The organism is Aeromonas sp. s5, assembly GCF_040907865.1.
GTDB lineage: Bacteria > Pseudomonadota > Gammaproteobacteria > Enterobacterales > Aeromonadaceae > Aeromonas > Aeromonas dhakensis.
Window position 1 is genome coordinate 201,633 of record NZ_JBFOCO010000023.1, and the last position, 20,938, is coordinate 222,570.

Annotated in this window: 20 protein-coding genes and 2 tRNA genes; 12 read left to right on the forward strand and 10 right to left on the reverse strand. The window is 63.6% G+C overall.

The genetic code is table 11. The features are described 5' to 3' along the window. Positions 1-2 precede the first annotated feature (2 nt). The 5 genes from AB5Y94_RS13710 to AB5Y94_RS13730 all read right to left on the reverse strand — a co-directional run bounded on the left by AB5Y94_RS13710 (position 3) and on the right by AB5Y94_RS13730 (position 8,586). Entirely contained in the window at positions 3-1,025 is a 1,023-nt protein-coding gene (locus AB5Y94_RS13710) for an ABC transporter ATP-binding protein (RefSeq protein WP_368205803.1), read from the reverse strand. Beyond that, positions 1,022-1,942, reverse strand: coding sequence for an ABC transporter permease (locus tag AB5Y94_RS13715; protein WP_368205805.1), 921 nt, complete (start codon positions 1,940-1,942; stop codon positions 1,022-1,024). The genes AB5Y94_RS13710 and AB5Y94_RS13715 overlap by 4 nt, the downstream gene beginning before the upstream one ends. A gap of 1 nt (position 1,943) precedes the next feature. Next, positions 1,944-2,927: an ABC transporter permease gene (locus AB5Y94_RS13720; protein ID WP_005303257.1), complete on the reverse strand. Its 984-nt coding sequence runs from the start codon at positions 2,925-2,927 to the stop codon at positions 1,944-1,946. A gap of 119 nt (positions 2,928-3,046) precedes the next feature. Continuing rightward, positions 3,047-4,732, reverse strand: coding sequence for an ABC transporter substrate-binding protein (locus tag AB5Y94_RS13725; protein WP_368205807.1), 1,686 nt, complete (start codon positions 4,730-4,732; stop codon positions 3,047-3,049). A 416-nt stretch (positions 4,733-5,148) separates the two neighbouring features. Next, on the reverse strand, positions 5,149-8,586 hold the full coding sequence (locus tag AB5Y94_RS13730) for an ATP-binding protein (protein WP_010633269.1): 3,438 nt from the start codon (positions 8,584-8,586) through the stop codon (positions 5,149-5,151). Positions 8,587-8,835: 249 nt separating this feature from the next. Here AB5Y94_RS13730 and AB5Y94_RS13735 point away from each other — a divergent pair. Together AB5Y94_RS13735 and AB5Y94_RS13740 are read left to right on the forward strand one after the other, a co-directional pair. Next, positions 8,836-8,911 (forward strand) — tRNA-Gly (locus AB5Y94_RS13735). A gap of 55 nt (positions 8,912-8,966) precedes the next feature. Continuing rightward, positions 8,967-9,040 (forward strand) — tRNA-Cys (locus AB5Y94_RS13740). Between the two features lie 56 nt (positions 9,041-9,096). Here AB5Y94_RS13740 and AB5Y94_RS13745 read toward each other — a convergent pair. Next, on the reverse strand, positions 9,097-9,390 hold the full coding sequence (locus AB5Y94_RS13745; protein ID WP_017765066.1) for a hypothetical protein: 294 nt from the start codon (positions 9,388-9,390) through the stop codon (positions 9,097-9,099). Between the two features lie 214 nt (positions 9,391-9,604). On the opposite strand from AB5Y94_RS13745, the gene AB5Y94_RS13750 reads away from it, so the two are divergent. The 10 genes from AB5Y94_RS13750 (at position 9,605) to AB5Y94_RS13795 (ending at position 16,696) form a co-directional block, all read left to right on the forward strand. Beyond that, positions 9,605-9,805, forward strand: a complete 201-nt coding sequence (locus tag AB5Y94_RS13750; protein WP_005303249.1) for a YbfA family protein — start codon at positions 9,605-9,607, stop codon at positions 9,803-9,805. A 219-nt stretch (positions 9,806-10,024) separates the two neighbouring features. Beyond that, a complete protein-coding gene (locus tag AB5Y94_RS13755; protein WP_368205809.1) occupies positions 10,025-10,357 on the forward strand; it encodes a DUF6506 family protein in 333 nt (110 codons plus the stop codon). A gap of 21 nt (positions 10,358-10,378) precedes the next feature. Then, complete coding sequence (locus tag AB5Y94_RS13760) at positions 10,379-11,191, forward strand: helix-turn-helix domain-containing protein (protein ID WP_368205811.1); 813 nt, start codon at positions 10,379-10,381, stop codon at positions 11,189-11,191. A gap of 352 nt (positions 11,192-11,543) precedes the next feature. Further along, positions 11,544-11,807, forward strand: a complete 264-nt coding sequence (locus AB5Y94_RS13765) for a DUF2282 domain-containing protein (protein WP_005303242.1) — start codon at positions 11,544-11,546, stop codon at positions 11,805-11,807. Positions 11,808-11,870: 63 nt separating this feature from the next. Beyond that, positions 11,871-12,719, forward strand: a complete 849-nt coding sequence (locus tag AB5Y94_RS13770; RefSeq protein WP_368205813.1) for a DUF692 domain-containing protein — start codon at positions 11,871-11,873, stop codon at positions 12,717-12,719. Further along, positions 12,712-13,467: a putative DNA-binding domain-containing protein gene (locus AB5Y94_RS13775; protein ID WP_368205815.1), complete on the forward strand. Its 756-nt coding sequence runs from the start codon at positions 12,712-12,714 to the stop codon at positions 13,465-13,467. The genes AB5Y94_RS13770 and AB5Y94_RS13775 overlap by 8 nt, the downstream gene beginning before the upstream one ends. Positions 13,468-13,472: 5 nt before the next feature. Then, entirely contained in the window at positions 13,473-13,916 is a 444-nt protein-coding gene (locus tag AB5Y94_RS13780) for a DoxX family protein (RefSeq protein WP_017765071.1), read from the forward strand. A 72-nt stretch (positions 13,917-13,988) separates the two neighbouring features. Next, a complete protein-coding gene (locus tag AB5Y94_RS13785) occupies positions 13,989-14,450 on the forward strand; it encodes a GNAT family N-acetyltransferase (RefSeq protein ID WP_368205817.1) in 462 nt (153 codons plus the stop codon). Positions 14,451-14,659: 209 nt separating this feature from the next. Further along, the gene (locus tag AB5Y94_RS13790) at positions 14,660-15,955 is read left to right on the forward strand and encodes a methyl-accepting chemotaxis protein (RefSeq protein ID WP_368205819.1); all 1,296 of its coding nucleotides are present in this window, start codon (positions 14,660-14,662) and stop codon (positions 15,953-15,955) included. A gap of 120 nt (positions 15,956-16,075) precedes the next feature. After that, positions 16,076-16,696, forward strand: coding sequence for a DUF3332 domain-containing protein (locus AB5Y94_RS13795; protein ID WP_017778428.1), 621 nt, complete (start codon positions 16,076-16,078; stop codon positions 16,694-16,696). Between the two features lie 45 nt (positions 16,697-16,741). Here the strand turns inward: AB5Y94_RS13795 and AB5Y94_RS13800 are convergent, their stop codons facing one another. The 4 genes from AB5Y94_RS13800 to AB5Y94_RS13815 form a co-directional block, all read right to left on the reverse strand. After that, the gene (locus AB5Y94_RS13800) at positions 16,742-17,800 is read right to left on the reverse strand and encodes an FUSC family protein (protein WP_010633280.1); all 1,059 of its coding nucleotides are present in this window, start codon (positions 17,798-17,800) and stop codon (positions 16,742-16,744) included. 63 nt (positions 17,801-17,863) lie between these two features. Then, positions 17,864-19,609: a bifunctional molybdopterin-guanine dinucleotide biosynthesis adaptor protein MobB/molybdopterin molybdotransferase MoeA gene (locus AB5Y94_RS13805; RefSeq protein WP_368205821.1), complete on the reverse strand. Its 1,746-nt coding sequence runs from the start codon at positions 19,607-19,609 to the stop codon at positions 17,864-17,866. Continuing rightward, entirely contained in the window at positions 19,606-20,244 is a 639-nt protein-coding gene (mobA, locus tag AB5Y94_RS13810; RefSeq protein ID WP_368205823.1) for a molybdenum cofactor guanylyltransferase MobA, read from the reverse strand. The genes AB5Y94_RS13805 and mobA overlap by 4 nt, the downstream gene beginning before the upstream one ends. Continuing rightward, a complete protein-coding gene (locus tag AB5Y94_RS13815; RefSeq protein WP_017765078.1) occupies positions 20,216-20,911 on the reverse strand; it encodes an energy-coupling factor ABC transporter ATP-binding protein in 696 nt (231 codons plus the stop codon). Before AB5Y94_RS13815 ends, mobA begins: the two co-directional genes overlap by 29 nt. Between the last annotated feature and the right edge of the window lie 27 nt (positions 20,912-20,938).

Below are 20,938 nucleotides of genomic sequence, written 5' to 3' on the forward strand. Positions count from 1 at the left end.
CCTTAACAGCCAGCGGCCTTGTCCAGATAGATCAGGGGATCTTGTTGCTCATCCTGCGCCTCATAGAGGTGACAGGCAGTTTGTTGGCCGGGGCGGATCTCGGCCAGCCGGGTGTACTGCTGGCGGCAGCGCTCGTGCACCCTGGCGCAGCGGGCCTGAAAGCGGCAGCCCACCGGCACCTCCAGCAGGTTGAGCGGGGTGCCCGGGATCCCCTCCAGCACCTTCTTCGGCCCGTGCAGGGGCGGGAAGGAGTTGCCGAGCCCCCTGGTATAGGGGTGCAGCGGCGCGGTCAGGATCGCCTTGGCCGGCGCCACCTCCACCAGTTCACCGGCGTACATGATGCCGATGCGATCGCAGAACTCGACCATCAAGGAGAGGTCGTGGGTGATGAAGAGGATGGAGAAGTTGAACTTCTCTTTCAGCGCATAGACCTTCTGCAGGATCTCCCTTTGCACCACCACGTCGAGCGCCGTGGTCGGCTCGTCCATGATGAGCAGCTCGGGATTGAGCGCCATGGCGATGGCGATCACCAGCCGTTGGCGCATGCCGCCGGAGAACTGGTGCGGGTAGTCCTTGAGCCGGCTCGGGTGGATGTCGACGATGGTGAGCAGCTCCTGGGCGCGCTTGATCGCCTCATAGCGGGTCAGCCCCGGGTTGTGGGCCAGCAGCACGTCGCAGAACTGCTCCTCCATGCGCAGCACCGGGTTGAGCGCATTCATGGCGGACTGGAACACCACCGACACCTGCTGCCAGCGGTAGCTGCGCAGCCGCTCATCGCCGTAGTGGAGGATGTTCTCCCCCTTGAACAGGATCTCGCCGCCGCTGATGTAGGCGGGCGGCTTGTGCAGCCGCGCCACCGAGAAGGCGACGGTGGATTTGCCGCAGCCCGACTCGCCGGCCAGGCCGAACACTTCACCGGGGGCGATGTCGAAGCTGACCGAGTTGACGGCGCGCACGTCGCCGTTCTCGGTGATGTAGTCGACGCAGAGGTTGCGTACCGACAGCAGGGGTTGTTGCGATCTCATGCTGTCTTCTCCTGTACGGCCGGTACCGGCGTGGTGACGGGGGCGGCGAGTTTCTTCCAGCGATTGAGCCTCTTGTGGGAGCGCAGCTGCGGGTTGGCGATTTCGTCGATGGCAAAGTTGAGCAGGGCCAGACCGGCACCGAGCGTTGCGATGGCGAAGCAGGGGGCCAGGATCTCCCACCAGGCGCCGACCAGGATGGCGCTCGAGGTCTGGGCGTTGTAGAGCATGATGCCCCAGCTCACGACTGTGGGGTCGCCAAGGCCCAGGAACTCCAGGGTCGCCTCGGTGACGATGGCGTAGATGATGGAGCCGATGAAGCTCACCCCTATGATGGAGATGAGGTTCGGCAATATCTCCACCAGGATGATGCGCCAGGCCGGCTCCCCCAGCACCTCGGCGGCGATGACGAACTCTTTCTCGCGCAGGGCCAGGGTCTGGGCGCGGATGACCCGCGCGCCATAGGCCCAGGAGGTAAAGCCTATGATGAGGGCGATCACCGCCGGTGACGCCTCCCCGATGAAGCTGGCCAGCACCAGCAGTAGAGGGAGGTTGGGGATCACCAGCACCACGTTCATCAGGAAGGTGAGGCACTCGTCCACCAGGCCGCCGAAGTAGCCGGCGGTGATGCCGATGGCGACGGCGAGGGCGCACACCAGCAGGCCCGCGCTGAAGCCCACCATCAGGGAGATGCGGGCGCCGTTGGTGAACTGGGCCCAGATGTCGTGGCCCATGCGGGTGGTGCCCATCACGAACTCGGTGCTGGGGGGCTGGTGGGGGCGGGCCACCCGCTTGGTCGGTTCGTTGCCGGCCAGAATGGGGGCGAACAGGGCCATCAGCACGAAGCTGACCACGATGAAGAGGCCGCAGGCGGCCTTCTTGTTGCCCAGCAGGATTTTCAGAATAGTCGGCATGCGCATCTTATTTGCCTCCGGTACGCAGACGGGGATCCAGGAAGACGTAGAGCACGTCGGCCAGGAAGTTGAAGCTGAGCATGGTGATGGTCATGATGAGCAGCTGCCCCTGAATGAGCGGGTAGTCGCGGGCCAGAATGCCCTGATAGAGGGTCAGGCCCAGACCGGGATAGTTGAAGATCACCTCGGTGATGAGGGATCCGCCGATGACGAAACCGAGCGCCATGGAGAGGGCGGTGACGCTCGGCAGGATGGCGTTGCGGGCGCCGTAGTTGAAGATCACCCGGTTGCTGGAGAGCCCCTTGGCCTTGGCCATGGTGATGTAGTCCTCGCCCAGCAGGTTGATCATGTTGTTGCGCATGGTGATGAGAAAGCCCCCCACCTGCACCATGGCCAGGGTGCCCACCGGCATGATGGCGTGGGTCAGGATGCTCTTGATGTGCTCCCAGCCCCAGTCGGGGGTGATCTCCGGGCTGTAGGCGTAGCCGATGGGCAGCCACTCCAGGCTCACCCCGAACAGGAAGAGCGCCAGCAGCGAGATGACCACAGGCGGAATGGCCTGCATCACCAGGGTGAGCGGGGAGAGGATGCTGTCGAGGCGACCGCCCCGGTGCCAGGCGGCGAAGATGCCGACGATGGAACCGATGGAGAAGCTCAGAATGGTGGAAGTGCCCACCAGAAACAGGGTCCAGCCGATGGCGCGGCCGAGCACGTCGGCGACCGGTTGGGGGTAGTAGCGCACCGAGGTGCCGAGATCCCAGGTGAAGACGCTCTTCACATAGGTGAGAAACTGGGTGCCGATGGGGCCGTCCACGAAACCGAAGGTGGCCTTGAGGGCCTCCAGCGCGGCGGGTTCCATCATGGCGCCGGCCCGGGCAAACATGACGGAGACGGGGTCCCCCGGCATGGCTCTGGGCAGCAGGAAATTGATGGTGGCGGCCACCAGAAAGGCGACCAGATAGAAGGAAAAGCGTCTCAGTATGAATCCCATGATGATACCTTTTACTGCTGGTCCGCCCCGCACCGGGCATAGTTACCCCAACCCCGGCAGAGCCGGGAGATAAGGGGAATGGGCGGGGAAGAGGGCCCCCCGCAGGGGGCCGGGATTGATTAGCTGTTCGGCTTGAGTGACAACACGTGCAGCAGACGCTCCGGGGTATCCGGGTGAACCTGCGGCTTGGCGACCGGGTTGTCGGCACTGAACCAGCCGTGGAAACGCTTGGTGCTGTATTCGTACCAGGTCGGGTTGTTGAATACCGGGATGATGGTCTGGTTGGCACCGACCCTGTCCTGGATCTCGAACATGATCTCCTTCTGCTTGGCGGCATCGGCGGTCTGGGTAAAGTCGTCGATCAGCTTGTCCAGCGCCGGATCCTTGTAGCGGGGCGCCGCAAAGCGGTTGCCGCGCTCACCCATGTTGCGGGAGTGGAAAGCCGTCTCGAAGTACTTGTGCGGGTTGGCACCGGCAAAGTAACCCTGCAGGGCGACGTCGAAGTCACCGGTGATCAGGTTTTCGGTCCAGACGGTGGCTTCCGGGGTGGCGGTCTTGGCGTTCAGGCCCAGTGCCTGCAGCCCTTCCACGCCGATCTGGGCGGTGTTGACCCAGTCGGTCCAGCCGTTCGGTACCAGCACCTTGAACTCGATCTTCTGGCAGGTGGGGGTGTCGAGGAACTTGTCGCCGTCACAATCCTTGTAGCCGGCCTGTTTCAGCAGGGCCTTGGCGCCTTCCAGATCGAACTTGTTGTACTTGCCGTACTTCTTGTCCACTTCCGGGTTGTTCCAGGAGTCAAAGGCTTTGCCCAGACCTGACGGGTACTCGTTGACGGTCGGGTAGCCGTAGCCCGCGATATCCACCATGGACTGGCGATCCATCGCCATGGAGAAGGCGCGACGGAAGTTGATGTCGTTGAAGGCTTCGTGGTTGCCCGGTTTCTTGGCCTGGAAGTTGACGTTGAACGCCACCGTGCCGGAGGCCGGGAACCAGTACTTGTTGTTCTTCGGATCATTGCCGACGTAGAGACGCTCGATGTCCGGCACGAAGGAGCCGAACCAGTCCACGTCACCCTTCATCACAGCGGCCAGTACCTGGTCGTTGGTGGCCATCTGCGGCATGCGCAGGCAGTCGATGGAGAGGTTGGCGTTGTCCCAGTAGTGCGGGTTGCGGCACTGGGTGTAGAGCTGGGCGGAGAAGTTGTCCACTTCGGTGAAGGGACCGGTGCCGACCGGCTTGTCGTTGGTGAAGGCGACTGGGTCTTTCACCGATTTCCACTGGTGCTCGGGCACGATGGGTACCAGTACCAGATCGTTCACCACGTTGGTGTTGACGTCGGTCAGGTCGAACTTGATCTTGTTGGGAGCCAGCTTCTCGACGCTCTTGATCTGGGTCCAGATTGAGCGCTCGTCCAGCGCCTTGTTGGCCTTGACCAGGTTGAAGGAGAAGAGGACGTCATCGGCGGTAAAGGGCTGACCGTCCGACCACTTCACCCCGTCACGCAGATCGAAGGTGACGGACTTGAGGTCCTTGCTGAACTCGAAGTGGGTGGCCAGACGATAGACGGGCTTGCCGCCCTGCATATCGTTGAAGATCACCAGGGGTTCATAGATGAAGTGACGGGTGGTGTGCAGCAGGCCCGCCTGCAGGAAGGGGTTGAAGTTCTTGACCCACGCGGTTTCCTGTTGTGCGACCAGGGTCAGCACCGTCTTGTTGTCCGCCGCCATGGCGTTGCCGGCTGCGCCGGCAAGCATCATGGTGCCCAGCATTACAGCAGTAGAGATTTTGGATACTTTGGCAAGCATATTATTTCCTTTCTTATTTATATTCCTTGTTTGGATTTGAGCACCGACTTCGCATGCTGGGGAGGTCGGCCCTCAATGTTGGTCAGGTTTTTCACCCTTGTAGTTGTGTCATCCAACGTCCCTAGCAAAGCAGAGTTAACAGGAAAACAACAACTGCTCAGATCGTCGATATCGTAAAAATCGGCGCTATCACGTCAATTTCGTCAAAATGGCTTTTAACTCGATTTAAATCATGAAGTTATGTTAATTGCTCTGACGTAATAAGTCCCCGTCAATCTGCCCCTCATGACAATTGTGTGAATTGGATCGGCTCTCGTTTTGACGTGGTGAGCGGGCTTAATTCTGCACAAAAAAAAACCGCCCCGCCAAGTGTGAGCCAGGGCTCAGATTGGACATGAGGGCGGGGCGGGGATGCGCTAGCTCTTGCGGGTGGCGAGCTGACGCAGGGTCTGGGCGCTGTGGTGCAGCTGCTGGCGCTGGGTGTCGTTGAGCGGGCCGTGGCTGAGCACGTATTCGGCGGTGGCGACCACCGTTTTCCAGCGCGGCGCCTTGGGCAGGGTGTCCAGGCTCAGGTACTTGTCGAGGGTGCGGGTCTGCGGGCTGGAGCGGTCCATGTAGACCCGCCACAGCTTGCTTTTCTCGGCCAGCACTATCTTGCCCTTGCCGGTGCTCTGCTGCCAGGCATCCAGGGTGAGCCGCATGGTGTCCACCAGGGCGCGGCGCAATGGCTCGTCATCCTGCTGGCGGATGAGGTCGTCGGCGAGCGAACGGAACTCCCCGCCCAGCCGGCTCAGCTCGCCCAGCAGCTGGCCATCCTCGATGATGGCCTGGCGCGACAGGCTCTTGAGGGCATTCTCCAGCGCCATCACCCGGTTTTCGTCGGGCCGCGACTCTGTGCTGAGGGCCAGTGCATAGGCGGCCTGGCCCCCCAGACTGATGGGTAGGGCGCGGGCGTTGAGCTCGTCTCTCTGGCCCGCCACCAGAAACGCCAGCGACTGCTCTTGGCCGGCCTGCAGCCCGGGCCACTGGCTGGCCAGCGGGCTGGCCAGCCAGTCGTCCAGCGGCTGCCCCTCCATGGCTTCCGGCTCCTGACCCAGCAGGCGGGCCAGCACCCGGGAGGCGAACAGCACCGTGCCCTGATCATCGATGAACACCATGGGGTCGGCCCCCTCGCCGAGCAGGGCCAGCAGCCGCTGCTGATCCTGATGCAACTGCTCCTGCAGCACCAGCCGGTGCTCTATCTCCTGCTTGAGCAAGCGGTTCTCCACCAGAGAGGCGCGCCCGGCGCTCGCCTCCAGCAGGGCCCTGACCCGGGCGAACAGCTCCTCCTTGCAGAAGGGTTTCACCAGATAGTCGTTGGCGCCGGCGTTGAAACCCTCCTCGATATCCTTGGGCTGGTTGAGGGCGGTGAGCAGCAGCACCGGCAGCTTCTCCTTGGGATGCTGCTCCCGCAGCCGGCGGCAGACGTCGAAGCCGGAGAGGGTCGGCATCATGACGTCCAGCAGGATGAGGTCGACCGGCTCCTGGGCCAGCTTGGCCAGCGCGTCGTGGCCGTCGCTGCTGGGCAGGATGCGATAACCGCAGGGCTGAAGCAGGTGGCGCAGTATGTGCAAATTGATGGGCTCGTCGTCCACCACCAGGATGAGGGGCGCATCCTCGGGCGGTGGGGGGAGGTCATCGCTCTCCCACTCCGGCAGGGCGAGCGGCTGCTGGCGCACCAGCTGATGCTCTATCTGGCGGCTGTCTAGGGTCAGACTGCCGGCCTTGCCGCTGGCGAGCGGCAGGGTGAAGGCGAAGGTGGAGCCGACGCTCGGCTCGCTCTCCACGAACAGCTCGCCCCCCATCAGGTGCACCAGCTGGCGGGTGATGGAGAGGCCGAGGCCGGCCCCCTGCTTGCTCACCTCCGGGCTCATCTGAACCAGCGGCTCGAAGATGTGCTCCAGGTGATCCCTGGCGATGCCGATGCCGGTGTCGGTCACCCGGATGTGCAGGAAGTTGCCCTCCACCAGGGCGCTTAGCACCACCTTGCCCTGTGGCGTGTACTTGATGGCGTTGCCCACCAGGTTGTAGAGCACCTGTTCGAGCCGCTGCTCGTCCGCCAGCACAGGCGGCAGCTCGGCCGGGGTTTTGTCCACCAGGGTGAGGGGTTTGGCCTGCACCAGGTGCTGGCAGAGATCCAGCACCAGCCGGATGACCCCCTTGGAGGAGACCGGCTGGGGGTGGATCTCCAGCTGGCCGTAGCGCATCTGGTGGTAGTCGAGCAGATCGTCCACCAGCCGCGCCAGGCCGTCGGCACTCTTGATGATGAGCCCCAGCTGTTTCTGCTGCCCTTCGGTCAAGTCCTGCTGGCTGGCGAGCATGGACTCGGCCATCCCCTTGATGCCGTGGATGGGGGTGCGCAGCTCGTGGGAGGTGTTGGCCAGCAGTTCATCCTTGAGCTTGTCCGCCTGCTGCAGGCTGAGGTTCTGCTTGTGGGTCAGCTTGACCTGCTGCTGCAGCTCCTGGGTCTGGCGCTCGATGAGTTCGATCTTGTCCTTCACCGAGCGCTGCATGTGGCGAAACGCCTGGGCAAGCCGGTCGATGTCGTCATCGGTGCGGGCGATGGCGATGGGGTGATCCAGGGCGCCGTCGGCCACCTGCTCGGCGGCGGCGGTGAGAGAGCGCAGCGGCGCCGTGATGGAGTGGGAGAGCCAGCGGGAGAAGAGGATCAGCAGCAGCAATGAGCCGGCCCCCAGCAGGATCACCAGGGTTTCCAGCTGGCGGATGGGGCGATAGGCCTCGCTGGTGGAGATCTCGGCGATGAAGGCCCACTCGGTGTCGAACACCTTCACCTGGGTGTAGGCGGCCAGCACCTCGTCCTCGTGGTAGGAGCGAAACAGCCCGACCCCCTGCTCGCCGGAGAGCGCCTTGACCACCAGCGGCGTCTGCAGCGGCCGGAAGTTGGGGCTGAAGCTGTTCTCCACGCTGAACTCGGGCGCCAGCCAGGCGTTGGCGCGCATCCGCTTGTCCGGGCCGATGAGGATGGTCTCGCCGGTTGCACCAAGCCCCTCCCGCTCCGCCATGATCTGGTTGAGCTTGTCCGGCAGCAGCTCGAAGATCACCACGCCGCGCACATAGTCGTACTGCATCACGGGGGCGGCCATGTAGGCGACCACCTGGCCGGTCAGTTCGTTGCGGCCAAAATCGGTGAACTCGAAGATCTGTTGCGGCTTCTGGCCGCCGTCGAGGCGCCGTTTGATCTTGGCGAAGGTCTGGCCCAGACCACTCGATTGGTAGGGGCCGGAGAGCAGATTGGTGGCGAAGTTGGCGCGCTTGGTGACCGAATAGACCACGTCGCCGTTGAGGTCGATCAGGAAGATGTCGCTGTAGTTGGACTTGCGCACCATGTCGGCGTAGCCGCGATGAAAGCGCTGATGCACCCGGCCATACATCTCGTCCGCCAGGATCAGGGCACTGATGGAGGGCTCGATGTCGGGGGTGTTGTCGGGCTTTTGCAACTGATCCCAGGAGCCCGGCACATAGCGGGCCTGGGCGCGGGCGCGGGCCTCCTGCGGTGTGGTGCCGAGTTTCTCGAAGGCGCCGGTGAAGCCGTAGAAGCGACCGATACTGTTGCCGGCAAAATCCTGCTGGGAAAAGTTGATGATCTGCTGTTTGAGGTTGCCGAAGTAATCTTCCAGCTGGCTCTTCTTGATGTTGCGAACGGAAACCAGATGGTTGGAGGTCTGGGTGGTGAGATCCTTGCCGTGGCTATAGAGGAAAAACAGGGTGACAACCAGGAAGGGCACCATGGCCAGCATAAAAAATGCCAGCATCAGCTGCGGCCTGAGTCCACGAGGCTTGAAGATCCATTTCATCGGGAGATTTTCAATTGAGAATCCGGTTACTAACCGCCGCAAGTCTCTGATTAAAGGCTAATCATTTCAATGACTTTATCTTGAATTCGCCTGCTGGGTCACAGCCTGGCGCGTTTTTTTTGGGCAAGCAGTCTAAACCCTGAGCAAACAGCACGAGAAAGGGCTAAAAGTGAGAAAAAAGGGTTGTGCCTCTGCTCGGGGTACGTATAATGCGCCTCGTTGTCAGGCAACTGGCACACAAGCAGTAATGCGGGAATAGCTCAGTTGGTAGAGCACGACCTTGCCAAGGTCGGGGTCGCGAGTTCGAGTCTCGTTTCCCGCTCCAATTTTCCATGGCACCAATCATGGATATCACTTTCAAGGCAATGCCTTGTCAGCATGGCGCGTTAGCAAAGCGGTTATGCAGCGGATTGCAAATCCGTTTAGTCCGGTTCGACTCCGGAACGTGCCTCCATCTTCTCCCTGTCTGAATTTTCCGATATCGACCGTTTCGTGCGGCGTTTTGTCGTATCAGTATCCCTGCTGCAGCAACAGCTGTTCACAACCCTGCTGTTGCCACTCCCGCTCCAGATAGCGGTTTACCTGTGTCAGGTCCTGTCCCCGGTACTGAAACTGCACTTCGGCCGAGTGTTCGGTCACATCCATCATCTTCTGTTTCAACTGACCGCACTGCCACAGGCTGACGGTGGGGGCCCCCTTGTAGGCCAGGGTGATGCTGTCGGCCCGGTTGAGCTGCCAGTCCTGCCATTCCGACCAGATCAGCAGGCCCAGGATCCCAATGATCGCCATTTCTGCGGGTTTCATCGCCTTGACTCCATGTTGACTACCAACTCATTAAATCTGGTCAAACGTGGCCGCTTTGCCAGCTTTTGTTGCCTGTAAGTTAATGGATGTAACCCAATTTCACTTTGTGGCTTTTTAGGGCGTTTTTTGCGAAAAAATGGGATTCCTGGTGTAGTAATCCTACAAATTGTGGAGTAATCTTTGCTCAGTGGTCTTACCAGTGAGGAGTGCTATCATGTTTCATCCCTATTCCCTTACTCAGATAATTCTTCGTCGCCTCTATGTGCTGCTGGTGGGTATGCTGGCCTTCCCCGTGATGCTGTTTCGCAGCGACCGGGCCCGTTTCTACAGCTATCTGCACCGGATCTGGAGCAAAACCAGCACCAAACCGGTATGGCTCAAGATGAGCGAGCGCGGCGAGCGGATCTTCTACTGAGGTCCCGGCTTGATGACAAAAGAGACAGCTTCGGCTGTCTCTTTTGCATTTATGGCTCCTGGCCGCGCAAATTGCATTCAACAGGGAGAAATGAGGCCTGTATGGCGCCCTTTGCGCCAGGTTTTGTCCTGTATGATGAGGGCGGGTGGCGCCGCGGTACAATCCGGCCCGCGGGATCCCGGGTAGAGTGGCGACTCATTGAACCGAGGAGCTTTTTATATGTCCGATATTTTCAAGGCCGCCTTCATCTTCGTCGCACCGGGGGCGGATCCCGCCCGCCACGCTAGCTGGGTCAAGACGGAGAAAGTTCATGTGAAGACGATCGCCGTGCCCGACTACCAGGGAGGCCGTGAACTGCTCGACGAGCTATATCGGGAGGGGATCAGGGCGGTGGAGCTGTGTGCCGGATTTGGTCACCTGGGGGTCGCCGCCATGGTGGAGGCGGCTTTGGGGCGCATGGAGATAGGCGTGGTGCGCTTCGATCGCCATCCCTGTCTCGACCATGTCAGCGGTGATACCCTCTTCCTGCCCGCCTCCGAACCGAGCCAGTGAGCAATATCGCCTCCCATCATGATGCAGTGCCGTAAATTTCAGCCCGCTCCCGATCTGGCGCCCTGGCTGGCGCAAGGTTGGGAGTGGCGCCTTTGTCACTCCCTGCCGATGCCTGAGATCTTCCCCGGCACCGGGGCCGAGATCCTGTTCAATCTGGGGGCTTCCCTCACCATCACGATCCTCTCGTCAGCAGACGCGCCCCGCAGCGTCACCGTGGCCACGGGGGCGGCCGTGTTGCTCTGCCCGCGCCATGCTCGCCTGCGCTTTGCCGCCCATGGCCAGACTCATCTGCTGGGGCTGCGGCTGCGCTCTTCGGCCTGTTTCGATCTGTTTGGCGTGCCGCTCGAGCAGTTGAGCGATCGGGTGCTGTCCCTCGATGAGCTGGGGATTGTCTGCCCCGACCCGCAGTGGTTGATGCAGGAGGGGGCAGGGGCGCTGGGCGCCTGGTTGCGCCGGCAGGTGGCGAGTCGTCCGCCGCGGGATCTTGCGCTGGTGCGGGGGATAGAGCGGCTCTATTACGGCACGCCGGCGACTGAGTTGCAGCTGCAACTGGGGATGAGCCCGCGCACCTTTCAGCGGCGATTGCGCAGCCATCTCGGGGTAGATGCCCGCTATTTTCTGCGTACCGCCCGCTTTCAAAGGGCGCTGCGCCAGCTGCTGTCGGGCGCCCCGTCGCTCGATGCCCTGCTGGAACAGGGCTATTGCGATCAGCCCCACTTCATCAAGAGCTGCCACTTCTTTACCGGGCGCTCGCCCGGGCAACTGCTTACCCCTGAGCACCAGCGCCTCAACCACTACAGCCCGCAGATAAACCGGCTGGCCGGATCGCTTTGACGACCCAGCCCGCTCGGCGCTTTCCATTCATCTTGTCTTGCGACCAGCTCGCCTCTCGCCGCCGCGCGCTGGTGAAAATATGCCGGCAAACCCGCGTCGGGATGGTCGGGGAGGCGAACCGGTTACCCCGTCACCGCCATGCCATCGTCTCTGTCGCCGACTTGATGTCAATGCCAAGGGGCCGAGAACATCCTGAAAACTCCTTTTAAAACAACATTCTACTAATTGTGTTTTTTATAGCTGTGCCGATTTTGCATTTTTTTTGAAATCATTTCGTCGCAGCGCCGGTTCTATGGAAGGCATCCGGTCGCGAATGATCGGGCACACCACACACAATCAGAAGGAACAGAGAATGAACGTTAAAAAGAGCACTGCCATCGCCTCCGCCATGACCGGTCTGCTGGCCCTCGGCGCCCAGTTCATTGCCGCCCCGGCCATGGCTGCCGACGAGAAGGAGAAGTGCTACGGCGTGGTGAAGGCGAGCAAGAACGACTGTGCGACCAAGACTAACTCCTGCGCCGGCACCGCCAAGATGGATGCCCAGGGCGACGCCTTCGTGGTGGTGCCCAAGGGGCTGTGCGAGAAGCTGGCCGGCGGTTCGCTGCAACCCAAGTAAGGCTGGGCGCCACGGTGTTGTGCACCGTGGCCCTCTTTTGATGGCCAACCGCGAGTCTTTGCGATGAACCCCTTGATTGGTATTGGATTGCGAACCCCCCATTACGACGAGATGCTGCGTACCCTGCCGGCCGTCGGCTGGCTGGAGGTGCACAGCGAGAATTACTTCGAACGGCACAGCCGGGGTTTTCAGGTATTGAGCGAGCTGGCCCGGCACTATCCGGTCAGCCTGCACGGGGTCGGCATGTCCCTGGGGTCGGCCGATGGACTCGACCTTGTTCACCTTGCCAGCCTCTCGGCCCTGGCCGGCGCCATCAAGCCGGTGCGCATCTCGGAGCACCTCAGCTGGGGCAGCATCGGGGGGCGTCACTTCAACGATCTGCTGCCGGTGCCCTATACCCGGGAGGCCCTGCTCACCATGAGCGACAAGATCATGCAGGTGCAGGATGCACTCGGCTGCCAGCTGCTGATCGAGAACCCCTCTTCTTACCTGCAACTGGCGGGAGAGATGCCGGAGTGGGAGTTTCTGGCCGAGCTGCAACGGTGCAGCGAGTGCGGCATCCTGCTCGATCTCAACAACCTCTACGTCAGTGCCTTCAACCACGGCTTTGCGTGCCGTGACTATCTGGCTGCCATCGACATCGCCACCGTGGGTGAAATCCACCTGGCCGGTTTTACTGACAAGTCCCTGCCGCAGGGGCACCTCTATATCGATACCCACAGCGCGCCGGTGAGCGAGCCGGTCTGGGCCCTCTATGCCGAGATCTGCCGCCAGCGCGCCATCCCCACCCTGATCGAGTGGGATCTCGAGATAGCGCCGCTCCCCGTGCTGTTGGCGGAGGCTGAGCGTGCGAGCACCCTGCTGGATGCCGCCATGGCTGCCCATCCAGAGTCGGAGGCCGCCCATGTCTGAGCTGGCCCACCGGCAGCAGCAGTTTGCCGAGGGGCTGCTTGGCCAGAGCGAGGCCATTCTGCCCCACGTCCACTCCCGCCTCTTCCCGGCCGATGCCGTGCTGCAGGTCTATCGCAACCACTTCATCCTGAGCCTTGGCGAGGTGCTGGCGGGCAGCTACCCGGCGGTCAAGGCCATGGTGGGGGAGGCGTTTTTCGACGCCGCGGCGCGCGGCTTCGTGCTGGCGGAGCCCCTCTGCGAAGGGAGCGTGATGCACTACGGCGCCGGCTTTGGCGACTGGCTCGCCGGGCTGCCCACCACATCCGAACTGCCCTGGCTGGGGGAGCTTGCCCGTTTCGAGTGGGCACTGGAACGTACCAGCCTGCTGGCCCCCGAGGTGCGCCACTGGCCGGCCGAGCGGGTGGCGGCCCTGCCGCCAGCGGCCTGGCAGACGCTGGTGCTGATCCCGGCCTGTGATCTGCTTCTGTTTGACAGCCTTCGCCCGGTGGATGCCCTCTGGCAGATGGCTCTGCACCAGGGGGAGGTGGTGCACGATCTGGCGACCCCCGCCTGGCTTGCCCTCAAGAAGCAGCCCGATTGCCGGGTATTGCCGCTGCGCCTGAGCGAGGGGGAGTGGTGCCTGCTGGATGGCTGCCGCCAGGGCATCGCCCTGTCGACCCTGCTGGCGCGGGATCCGCAGGCTGCAGAGTATCTGACCCGCCTCGTCACCCTGGGCCTGCTGGTCGATGTGACCTCAACGCTGGAGTAAATTCGATGACAAACCACAAGTTCCCCCTGATGCAGCAACTGGGGCCAGCCGCCCCCTGGTGGCTGAGCGGCGCCCTGTTGCTGCTGGCCAGATGCTGGGTGGCGGCGGTCTTCCTGCGCTCCGGCTGGCTCAAGCTGAGCGCCTGGGACAGCACCCTCTACCTGTTCGAGTTCGAGTATCGGGTGCCCCTGCTGCCCTGGCAGTGGGCAGCCTGGCTGGGGACGGCCACCGAGTTGCTGCTGCCGGTGCTGCTGCTGCTTGGGCTCTTCACCCGGCCGGTCGCCGCCCTGTTGTTTGCCTTCAACATCATGGCGGTGCTCTCCTATCCCGCCCTCTGGGCCGGCGGCTTTTACGATCACCAGTTGTGGGGCTGGATGTTGCTGACCCTGGCGGTGTGGGGGGCGGGGCCGCTGGCCCTGGATCAGTGGCGCCTTGTCAGACGGGCATGAAGCCGCCACACTGGCACTCTCATCAGGCACCCTGCGGGGTGCCTGTTCATTTCATCACAAGGAGGAGAGGCGATGATCATCCGGCAGGCAACACAGGCAGACATTCCCGCGCTGGTGACCCTGCGCATGGCGCTGTTTTGCGAGGAGGGGGAGCTGAGCGAGCCGTTGGCCGATCTGCCGCTGTGGCAGGCCACCACCACCTATTTCAGCACGGCGCAGGCCGAGGAGAGTGCCCGCTCCTGGGTGGCGGAGGTGGATGGCGAGGTGGTGGCGAGCGCAACCCTGGCGCTCTTCGTGCGCCCGCCCTATCCCGGCAATCTGACGGGGAGGGAGGGCTATCTGCTCAACATGTATACCCTGCCTGACTATCGCCGGCAGGGACTGGCCGGTGCCCTGCTGGACCAGATGGCGGACTATGCGAGGGTGCAGCAGCTGGGTCTGGTCTGGCTCCATGCCAGTGAAGAGGGGCGTCCCCTCTACGAACGGATGGGGTTTGTGAGCAACCCCGCCTATCTGGAGTGGCAACCCGGGTGATCCCGCCTGCCGCTCTGCCCGTATCACGCCTGCCAACGGGATACGGGCGCTGCGAACCTCTCCCTGGCTGTGGCAAAATCTCGGCCAAATTCTGATCGAGTCACCATGCTCAACTATGATCAGCCTCAACAGGCTCGTGCCGGTTCACCTTGACGCCGAGTCTTGTGCCCGTTCCCACCTTGTCAGGTCATTACAGAGGTATGACACCCATGTTCAACAACAAGCTGAAGGCGCAACTGCAGGCCTGCCAGGCACAGCTCGCCGAATCACAGGGGTTCGTGGAGGCGGTCAAGGCCGGGATCGCGACCATCATCTTCACCCCGGATGGCGAGATCCTAGAGGCCAATCAGCCATTTTTGAGCCTGATGGGTTACAGCGCCATCGAGCTGCAGGGTCAGCACCACCGGATGTTTTGCAGCCAGGAGCTGGCCCGCTCCGCCGAGTACCAGCAGTTCTGGGCCCAGCTCAAGCAGGGCCGGGTCAAGTCCGGCATCTTCTCGCGCCGCAACAAGCGGGGCGAGGTGGTCTGGCTGGAGGCCAGCTACTTCCCGGTAAAGTCGCAGGGCAGGGTGACCCAGGTGATCAAGATTGCCAGCGACGTCACCGCCGAGCATCAGCAGCTGCTTAACCAAGAGGCGGTCTCCAAGGCGCTCGAACGGTCGCTTGCGATGATCGAGTTCACCCCGAGCGGCGATATCCTCTCGGCCAACGCCAACTTCCTGAGTTGCGTCGGCTACACCCTGAACGAGCTCAAGGGGCGCAATCACCGCATCCTGTGCGATGACGCCTTCTATGAGGAGAACCCCCGCTTCTGGGAAGAGCTGGGCCAGGGGCAATTCAAGTCCGGGCTCTTCCTGCGGCGCAACAGCCATGGCGAGGCGATCTGGCTGGAGGCCACCTACAACCCCATTCGCGACGAGAGCGGCAAGGTGAGCCGGGTCATCAAGTTTGCCAGCGACATTACTGATCGTGTCACCAAGAGCCATGCGGTGCGCGATGCCACCCAGGTGGCTCACGCCACGGCGCAGGAGACCCTGCGCTGTGCCGAACAGGGGGCAGAATTGCTGCGCTCCGTGGTGGAGACCTCGTCGCTCATCAGCGAGCAGGTGGACAAGACCATCCTGCTCATCAACCAGCTCAACGAGCAGTCCAGAAGCATAGAGGCCATCGTCTCCACCATCAGCAGCATCGCCGATCAGACCAATCTGCTGGCCCTCAATGCGGCCATCGAGGCGGCCCGCGCCGGCGATCAGGGGCGCGGTTTTGCGGTGGTGGCCGACGAGGTGCGCCAGCTGGCGGCTCGCACGTCGCTCTCCACCGACGAGATAGCCAAGGTGGTGCAGAAGAACCGCGAGCTGACCGCCAGGGTGACCGACGACATGGCCAGGGTGGCCGGCAGTGCCGAGCTCGGCAAGCAGCAGATCGACAAGGTCAACGAGGTGATGGTGGAGATCCGGCAGGAGGCCAACAACGTCTCGGCAACCGTCTCCAGCCTCTCCATCTAGTCTGCTGGCGGCCCCTCTTAGGATGCGGGCCGCCTTGACCACTATTTCAGCGACCTGCACGCAATATGAGCAGTCGAAATCCCAATCTGAACCCCTGCTGTATCGCTCCCTGCTTGTGAATTGCCCGTCGGCGGCAGCCTGTTTAGGCTTGCCGCCTCATTATTTCTGGAGCAGATAAAGACGATGGCAACGAGAAGAGAGGGTAGGGCGCTGGCGCTGCTGGCAGGTGTGGTGGCAAGCGTGGGACTGAGCGGCTGCATGGGGCAGATGGGGCTCTCCTCCATGGTGACCAAGGGCAACCTCAGCGTGGTGGACAACCGTTACGGCCGGGCCGGGGTCTTCATCCTGCTCTCGCCGGTCTACGGTCTGGCGGCCACCGCGGATCTCTTCGTGTTCAATACCATCGAATTCTGGTCGGGCAAGAACCCCATCACCGGCAAGTCGCCGGCGCTGGTGGATCAGAAGCTCGACGCCCTGATCAAGGTCAACCAGCACCTTGACCCCTCCCTCAACAAGGTGCCGCTGGCCCTGCTGCCGCAAGGGGTACGCGAGGTGGAGGTGAGCTACCCGGACGAGCGCACCGCCCAGATGGAGGTGCACTACCTGGACGGGCGCAGCAGCCTGATGCGCGGCGAGAAGCGCGGCGAGCTGCTGGACATCTACTTCGACGGCCGGCTGGTGTCGACCCTGACGCCGGCCCAGCTGGAGGAGCTGGCAAGCCGCCACCCCGCCATGGCCTGAGGCCGTGGCCTGAGACGACAACGCCCCGCTTTGCGGGGCGTTTTGCTATGGGCGGCTCTGGCTGCGGGGCGGGTGCATCACCAGGCCCAGCAGCCGGCGCAGATGGGTGAGCTGTTCGGTGAGCTGCAGGTTGAGCCACAGATAGCCGCTGATGGCGGCCTCGCCGCCGGCGTCGATCCGCACCCTGCCGGCCGCCTCCTGCAGACGGCTGATGGCCAGCTCCGAGCCCTGCAGCTCGCCGCTCTTGAGCATCAGCGCCAGCTCGCTCATCAGCGCCTCGGTCGCCTGCTGGCAGGCGCGCAGTTCCGGGGTGCTCTGCATCAGAAAGTGGCTCTGGCGATCGCGCCAGTAGGTGTTGGCCAGCATCTCCAGGGTGCAGAGGGTGTTGCGCATGGTGGTCTGGATCGCCTCGAACAGGGCGCTGCCAAGGCGGGTCTCCTTGACCGCCGGGGTCAGCAGGGGACGCAGACTCACCATCTTGGAGAGCAGTCTGGCGTGGCTGTGGGCGAGCCGCGGTCGCTCCAGCACGTTGGGGGAGAGGTGGGTGTGATAGAGCCGCTGGGCCTGCTGCAGGGTGTCGTGCATCTGCAGTCGCCAGTGGCTGTAGGCGCGCTGGGGATAGATGCTGCAAAACAGCAGCGCCAGCAATGAGCCCAGGATCACGTCGGCGCTGCGCCACAGGGCGGTCTCGATGTCACCGGGCATGGCCCCCATGGTGACGCCGAGGGTGATGCCGATGAGCAGCCCCACGTAGGGGCGCTTGCCGAGCGCCAGATAGCCGCACAGAAACATGATGCAGCCGCACCACAGCAGCATCAGCGGCAGGGAGTAGAGCTCGAGATAGAGTGCCACCACCCCGCAGCTGGCGCCGAAGATGGTGCCGACCACCCGCTGCAGGGCACGCGACAGCACATTGCCCCAGAACGAGATGGGGCCCATCACCACCACTAGGGTGATGAGGGGCCAGGTGCTTTCCGGCAGCTTGAGCTCGCGGGTCAGCAGAAAGGTGAGCATGAAGGCGAGCGCGATGCGCAGGCCGTGGACGATGCGGTAGTGACCGTAGATCAGCAGATCGAGTCGGGAGAGGGGGGCATTCAGGCGCAAGGGACAAGCCTCGGATTCATGGGGGCAGCCACCCCGCCACGCCCGGCAGGGTGGAGACCGGTATCAGGCCACTCGTCCCTGGAGTGGGTGGATCCAAACCCGCTCGCCGACCGCGATGGCCGGCTGGGCGGGGACGATTTCAATCAGGCAGTTGGCATCACTCATGGAGCTGAGAATGCCGGAGCCCTGCGGCCCTGTGGTGCGTACCCGCAGCACGCCGCTGGCGTCCTGATGGAAGATGCCGCGCAGGAACTCGGTGCGTCCCGGTCGGCTCTTCATCTGCTGCTCGGCCAGCGCCGATAGGCGCAGCGGCTGCCACACCCGGCCCTGCAGGCGGGCGATGGCGGGCTCGACGAATTGCAGGAAGCAGATCATGGCGGCCACCGGGTTGCCGGGCAGGCCGAAGAAGGGGGTCTGCCCCAGCTTGCCGAAGGCGAGCGGGCGACCCGGCCGCATCTGGATGCGCCAGAAGGCGATCTGGCCAAGCTCGGCCAGCACCTGCTTGATGAAGTCGGCATTGCCCACCGATACCCCGCCCGAGCTCAGCACCAGGTCGGCGTCGGCCGCGGCCTGTGCCAGCTGCTGGCGCAGGATGGCGGGATCATCGGGGATGATGCCAAGGTCCATCACCTCGCAGCCGGCCCCGGCGATGAGCGCCATCAGGGTGAAGCGGTTGCTGTCGAAGATGTGGCCGGGGGCGAGCGTCTCGCCCGGTGCCTGCACCTCGTCGCCGGTGCTGAACAGCGCCACCTTGAGCGGCGCGCGTACCGTCAGGGTTGCCTGCCCCAGAGAAGCCGCCAACCCGAGCTGAGGGGCACCGAGGCGGGTGCCGGCCGGGATGGCGACCGCACCTTTGGCGAGATCTTCGCCAGCCTGACGCACGTTCTGCCCCGCCTTGACAGGGGCGCTGACGCTGACCCATTCACCGTCAAGCCGGGTCTCTTCGCGCATCACCACGGTATCGACACTGGGGGGCAGCGGGGCGCCGGTCATGATCTGCACCGCCTGCCCGGCCAGCACCGGCTCGCTGCGCGGCTGACCCGCCAGCACCTCCCCTACCAGCTGCCAGCGGCCGGCGGCGAGATCGTCGCTGCGCAGGCCAATGCCGTCCATCGCCGAGTTGGCATGGGGCGGCACATTGATGGGGCTCACCAGGTCGCTTGCCAGCACGGCGCCGTGGCAGCGGGCGAGCGGCAGGTCACGGCAGGCGGTGGCTGGGGTGAGGGCATCGAGAATGGCGTTGCGGGCAGCCTCGACCGACAGAAAGCCGTTGCCAGCCTCCTGCTCCCGCGTCTGGCTCTCCTTGAGCCAGTGGCAGACGAAGTCGGCGATGGCCTCCAGATCATTGATATCGAGCCGGGGCAGGGCGGTCTGCTGGGGCTGATCGCTGGCCAGGGCGATGATGTCGCGATCAATCGGGAATAGCAGCGGCTTGCCGATGGCGGCGCGGTGCAGCTCGATTTTCGGGAAGTGCTCGTGCTTGAACCCTTCCACCAGCAGCAGGTCGAGGCTGCGCTGATCGAAGCTGGCCAGCAGCTCGCGAAAATCGGCCTCACCCAGATCGGTCTCGATGATGCGGGCGTGACGGCGGCGGGAGGCAACCATCATCTGGCTGGCGCCGGCCTGGCGCAGGCGGTGGCTGTCTTTGCCCGGCTGGTCGATGTCAAAGTCGTGGTGGGCGTGCTTGAGCACCCCGAGGCGCAGGCCGCGGCTCACCAGCAGGGGGATGAGCTGCTCGAGCAGGGTGGTCTTGCCGGTGCCGCTCCAGGCGGCAAAGCCGAGCAGGGGCAGGGTGGGGGCCGGGGTCATGAGGTGGCTCCTTGTCCGGTCGCGGCGTCTGGCAGGCGCGCCTCGTAGGCGGCCAGCTCGTCCGGGCTGTTGAGATTGATGAAGGCATCCGGCTGGTCGGCAAAGCTCACCACCGCCATCTGGTGGCGGGCAAACCAGATATCGATTTTGCGCTCTCCCTCGGCCAGCGCGGCGCAGAGGGAAGGGAGCAGGGATTTGTGCAGCAGGGCCACCACGGGTTGCAGCCAGTCGCCGTCATGGGCCACTACCAGCTCGGTCGCCGGGGTGAGGGCGGCGCGAAAGCGCGCCATCAGATCGCGGGGCAGGGCGGGGCCGTCGCAGGGCACGAACAGCACCCAGTCGTGGCGGGCGGCGGCAAGGCCTGCCTGCATGCCCGCCAGCGGGCCGAGATAGTCGGGGTTGTCGTCGCCGATGACCGGGGCCAGCGCCTGGTAGCGGGCCTGGCTGCGGTTGGCGTTGATCAGGATCTCGTTCACCTGGGGCCTCAGTCGGTCAAGCACGTGGTCGATGAGCGGGCGGCCCGCCAACTCGACCCAGCCCTTGTCGGCGCCACCCATGCGGGTGGCACGGCCGCCGGCCAGCACCACGGCGGAGACGGGAAAGCGGTTAGTACGAGGTTCGCTGTTTAAGGTCATGTCGCTCGATGATTTTCAAAGGAGTGGGTTCGTGCAGCCGGCCTCGGGCGAGGGTCCATTGCCGCTCGCACAGGTCGGTCAGATCGTTGCTCTGGTGGCTGATGATGACCAGGCCGCTGCCCTGTTCCCGCAGATCTTGCGCCATGGCGGCCATCAGGGCAACCGAATGTGCATCCAGATTGGCGGTGGGCTCGTCCATCAGCAAAAAGGCGGGCTGCAGCGCCCAGGCGCGGGCCATGGCCAGCCGCTGGCGTTCGCCGCCAGACAAAATGCTGATGTGCTCGCGCGCCAGGCTCTCCAGTTCGACCCGGCGCAGCGCCTCGAACACCCGCACCTCGTCGGCGGCGCGATGGCCGAGGGCCCAGGCCACGTTGTCGTGCACGCTGCGATCAAACAGGTAGGGGGTCTGGTGCAGGTAGGTGACCCGGCCCGGCCCCGGATCGCGCTTGAGCCACTGGCCGAGCTTGCCGCGCCAGCCAGAGGGGAGGTTGGTGTGGCCCCGGGTCGGGGTGAGCAGACCGGCCAGGATCTTGAGCAAGGTGGTCTTGCCCACCCCGTTCGCGCCGCGCAGCCAGACGGCGTCGCCGGCCGCGATGGAGAGCTGCTCAATCTGGAACAGGTCGCGCTCGCCAAAGCGCATCATCAGCTGGTGGGCGGTCAGGGCCATGGCGTACTCCGGTGGATGGACGGTGGG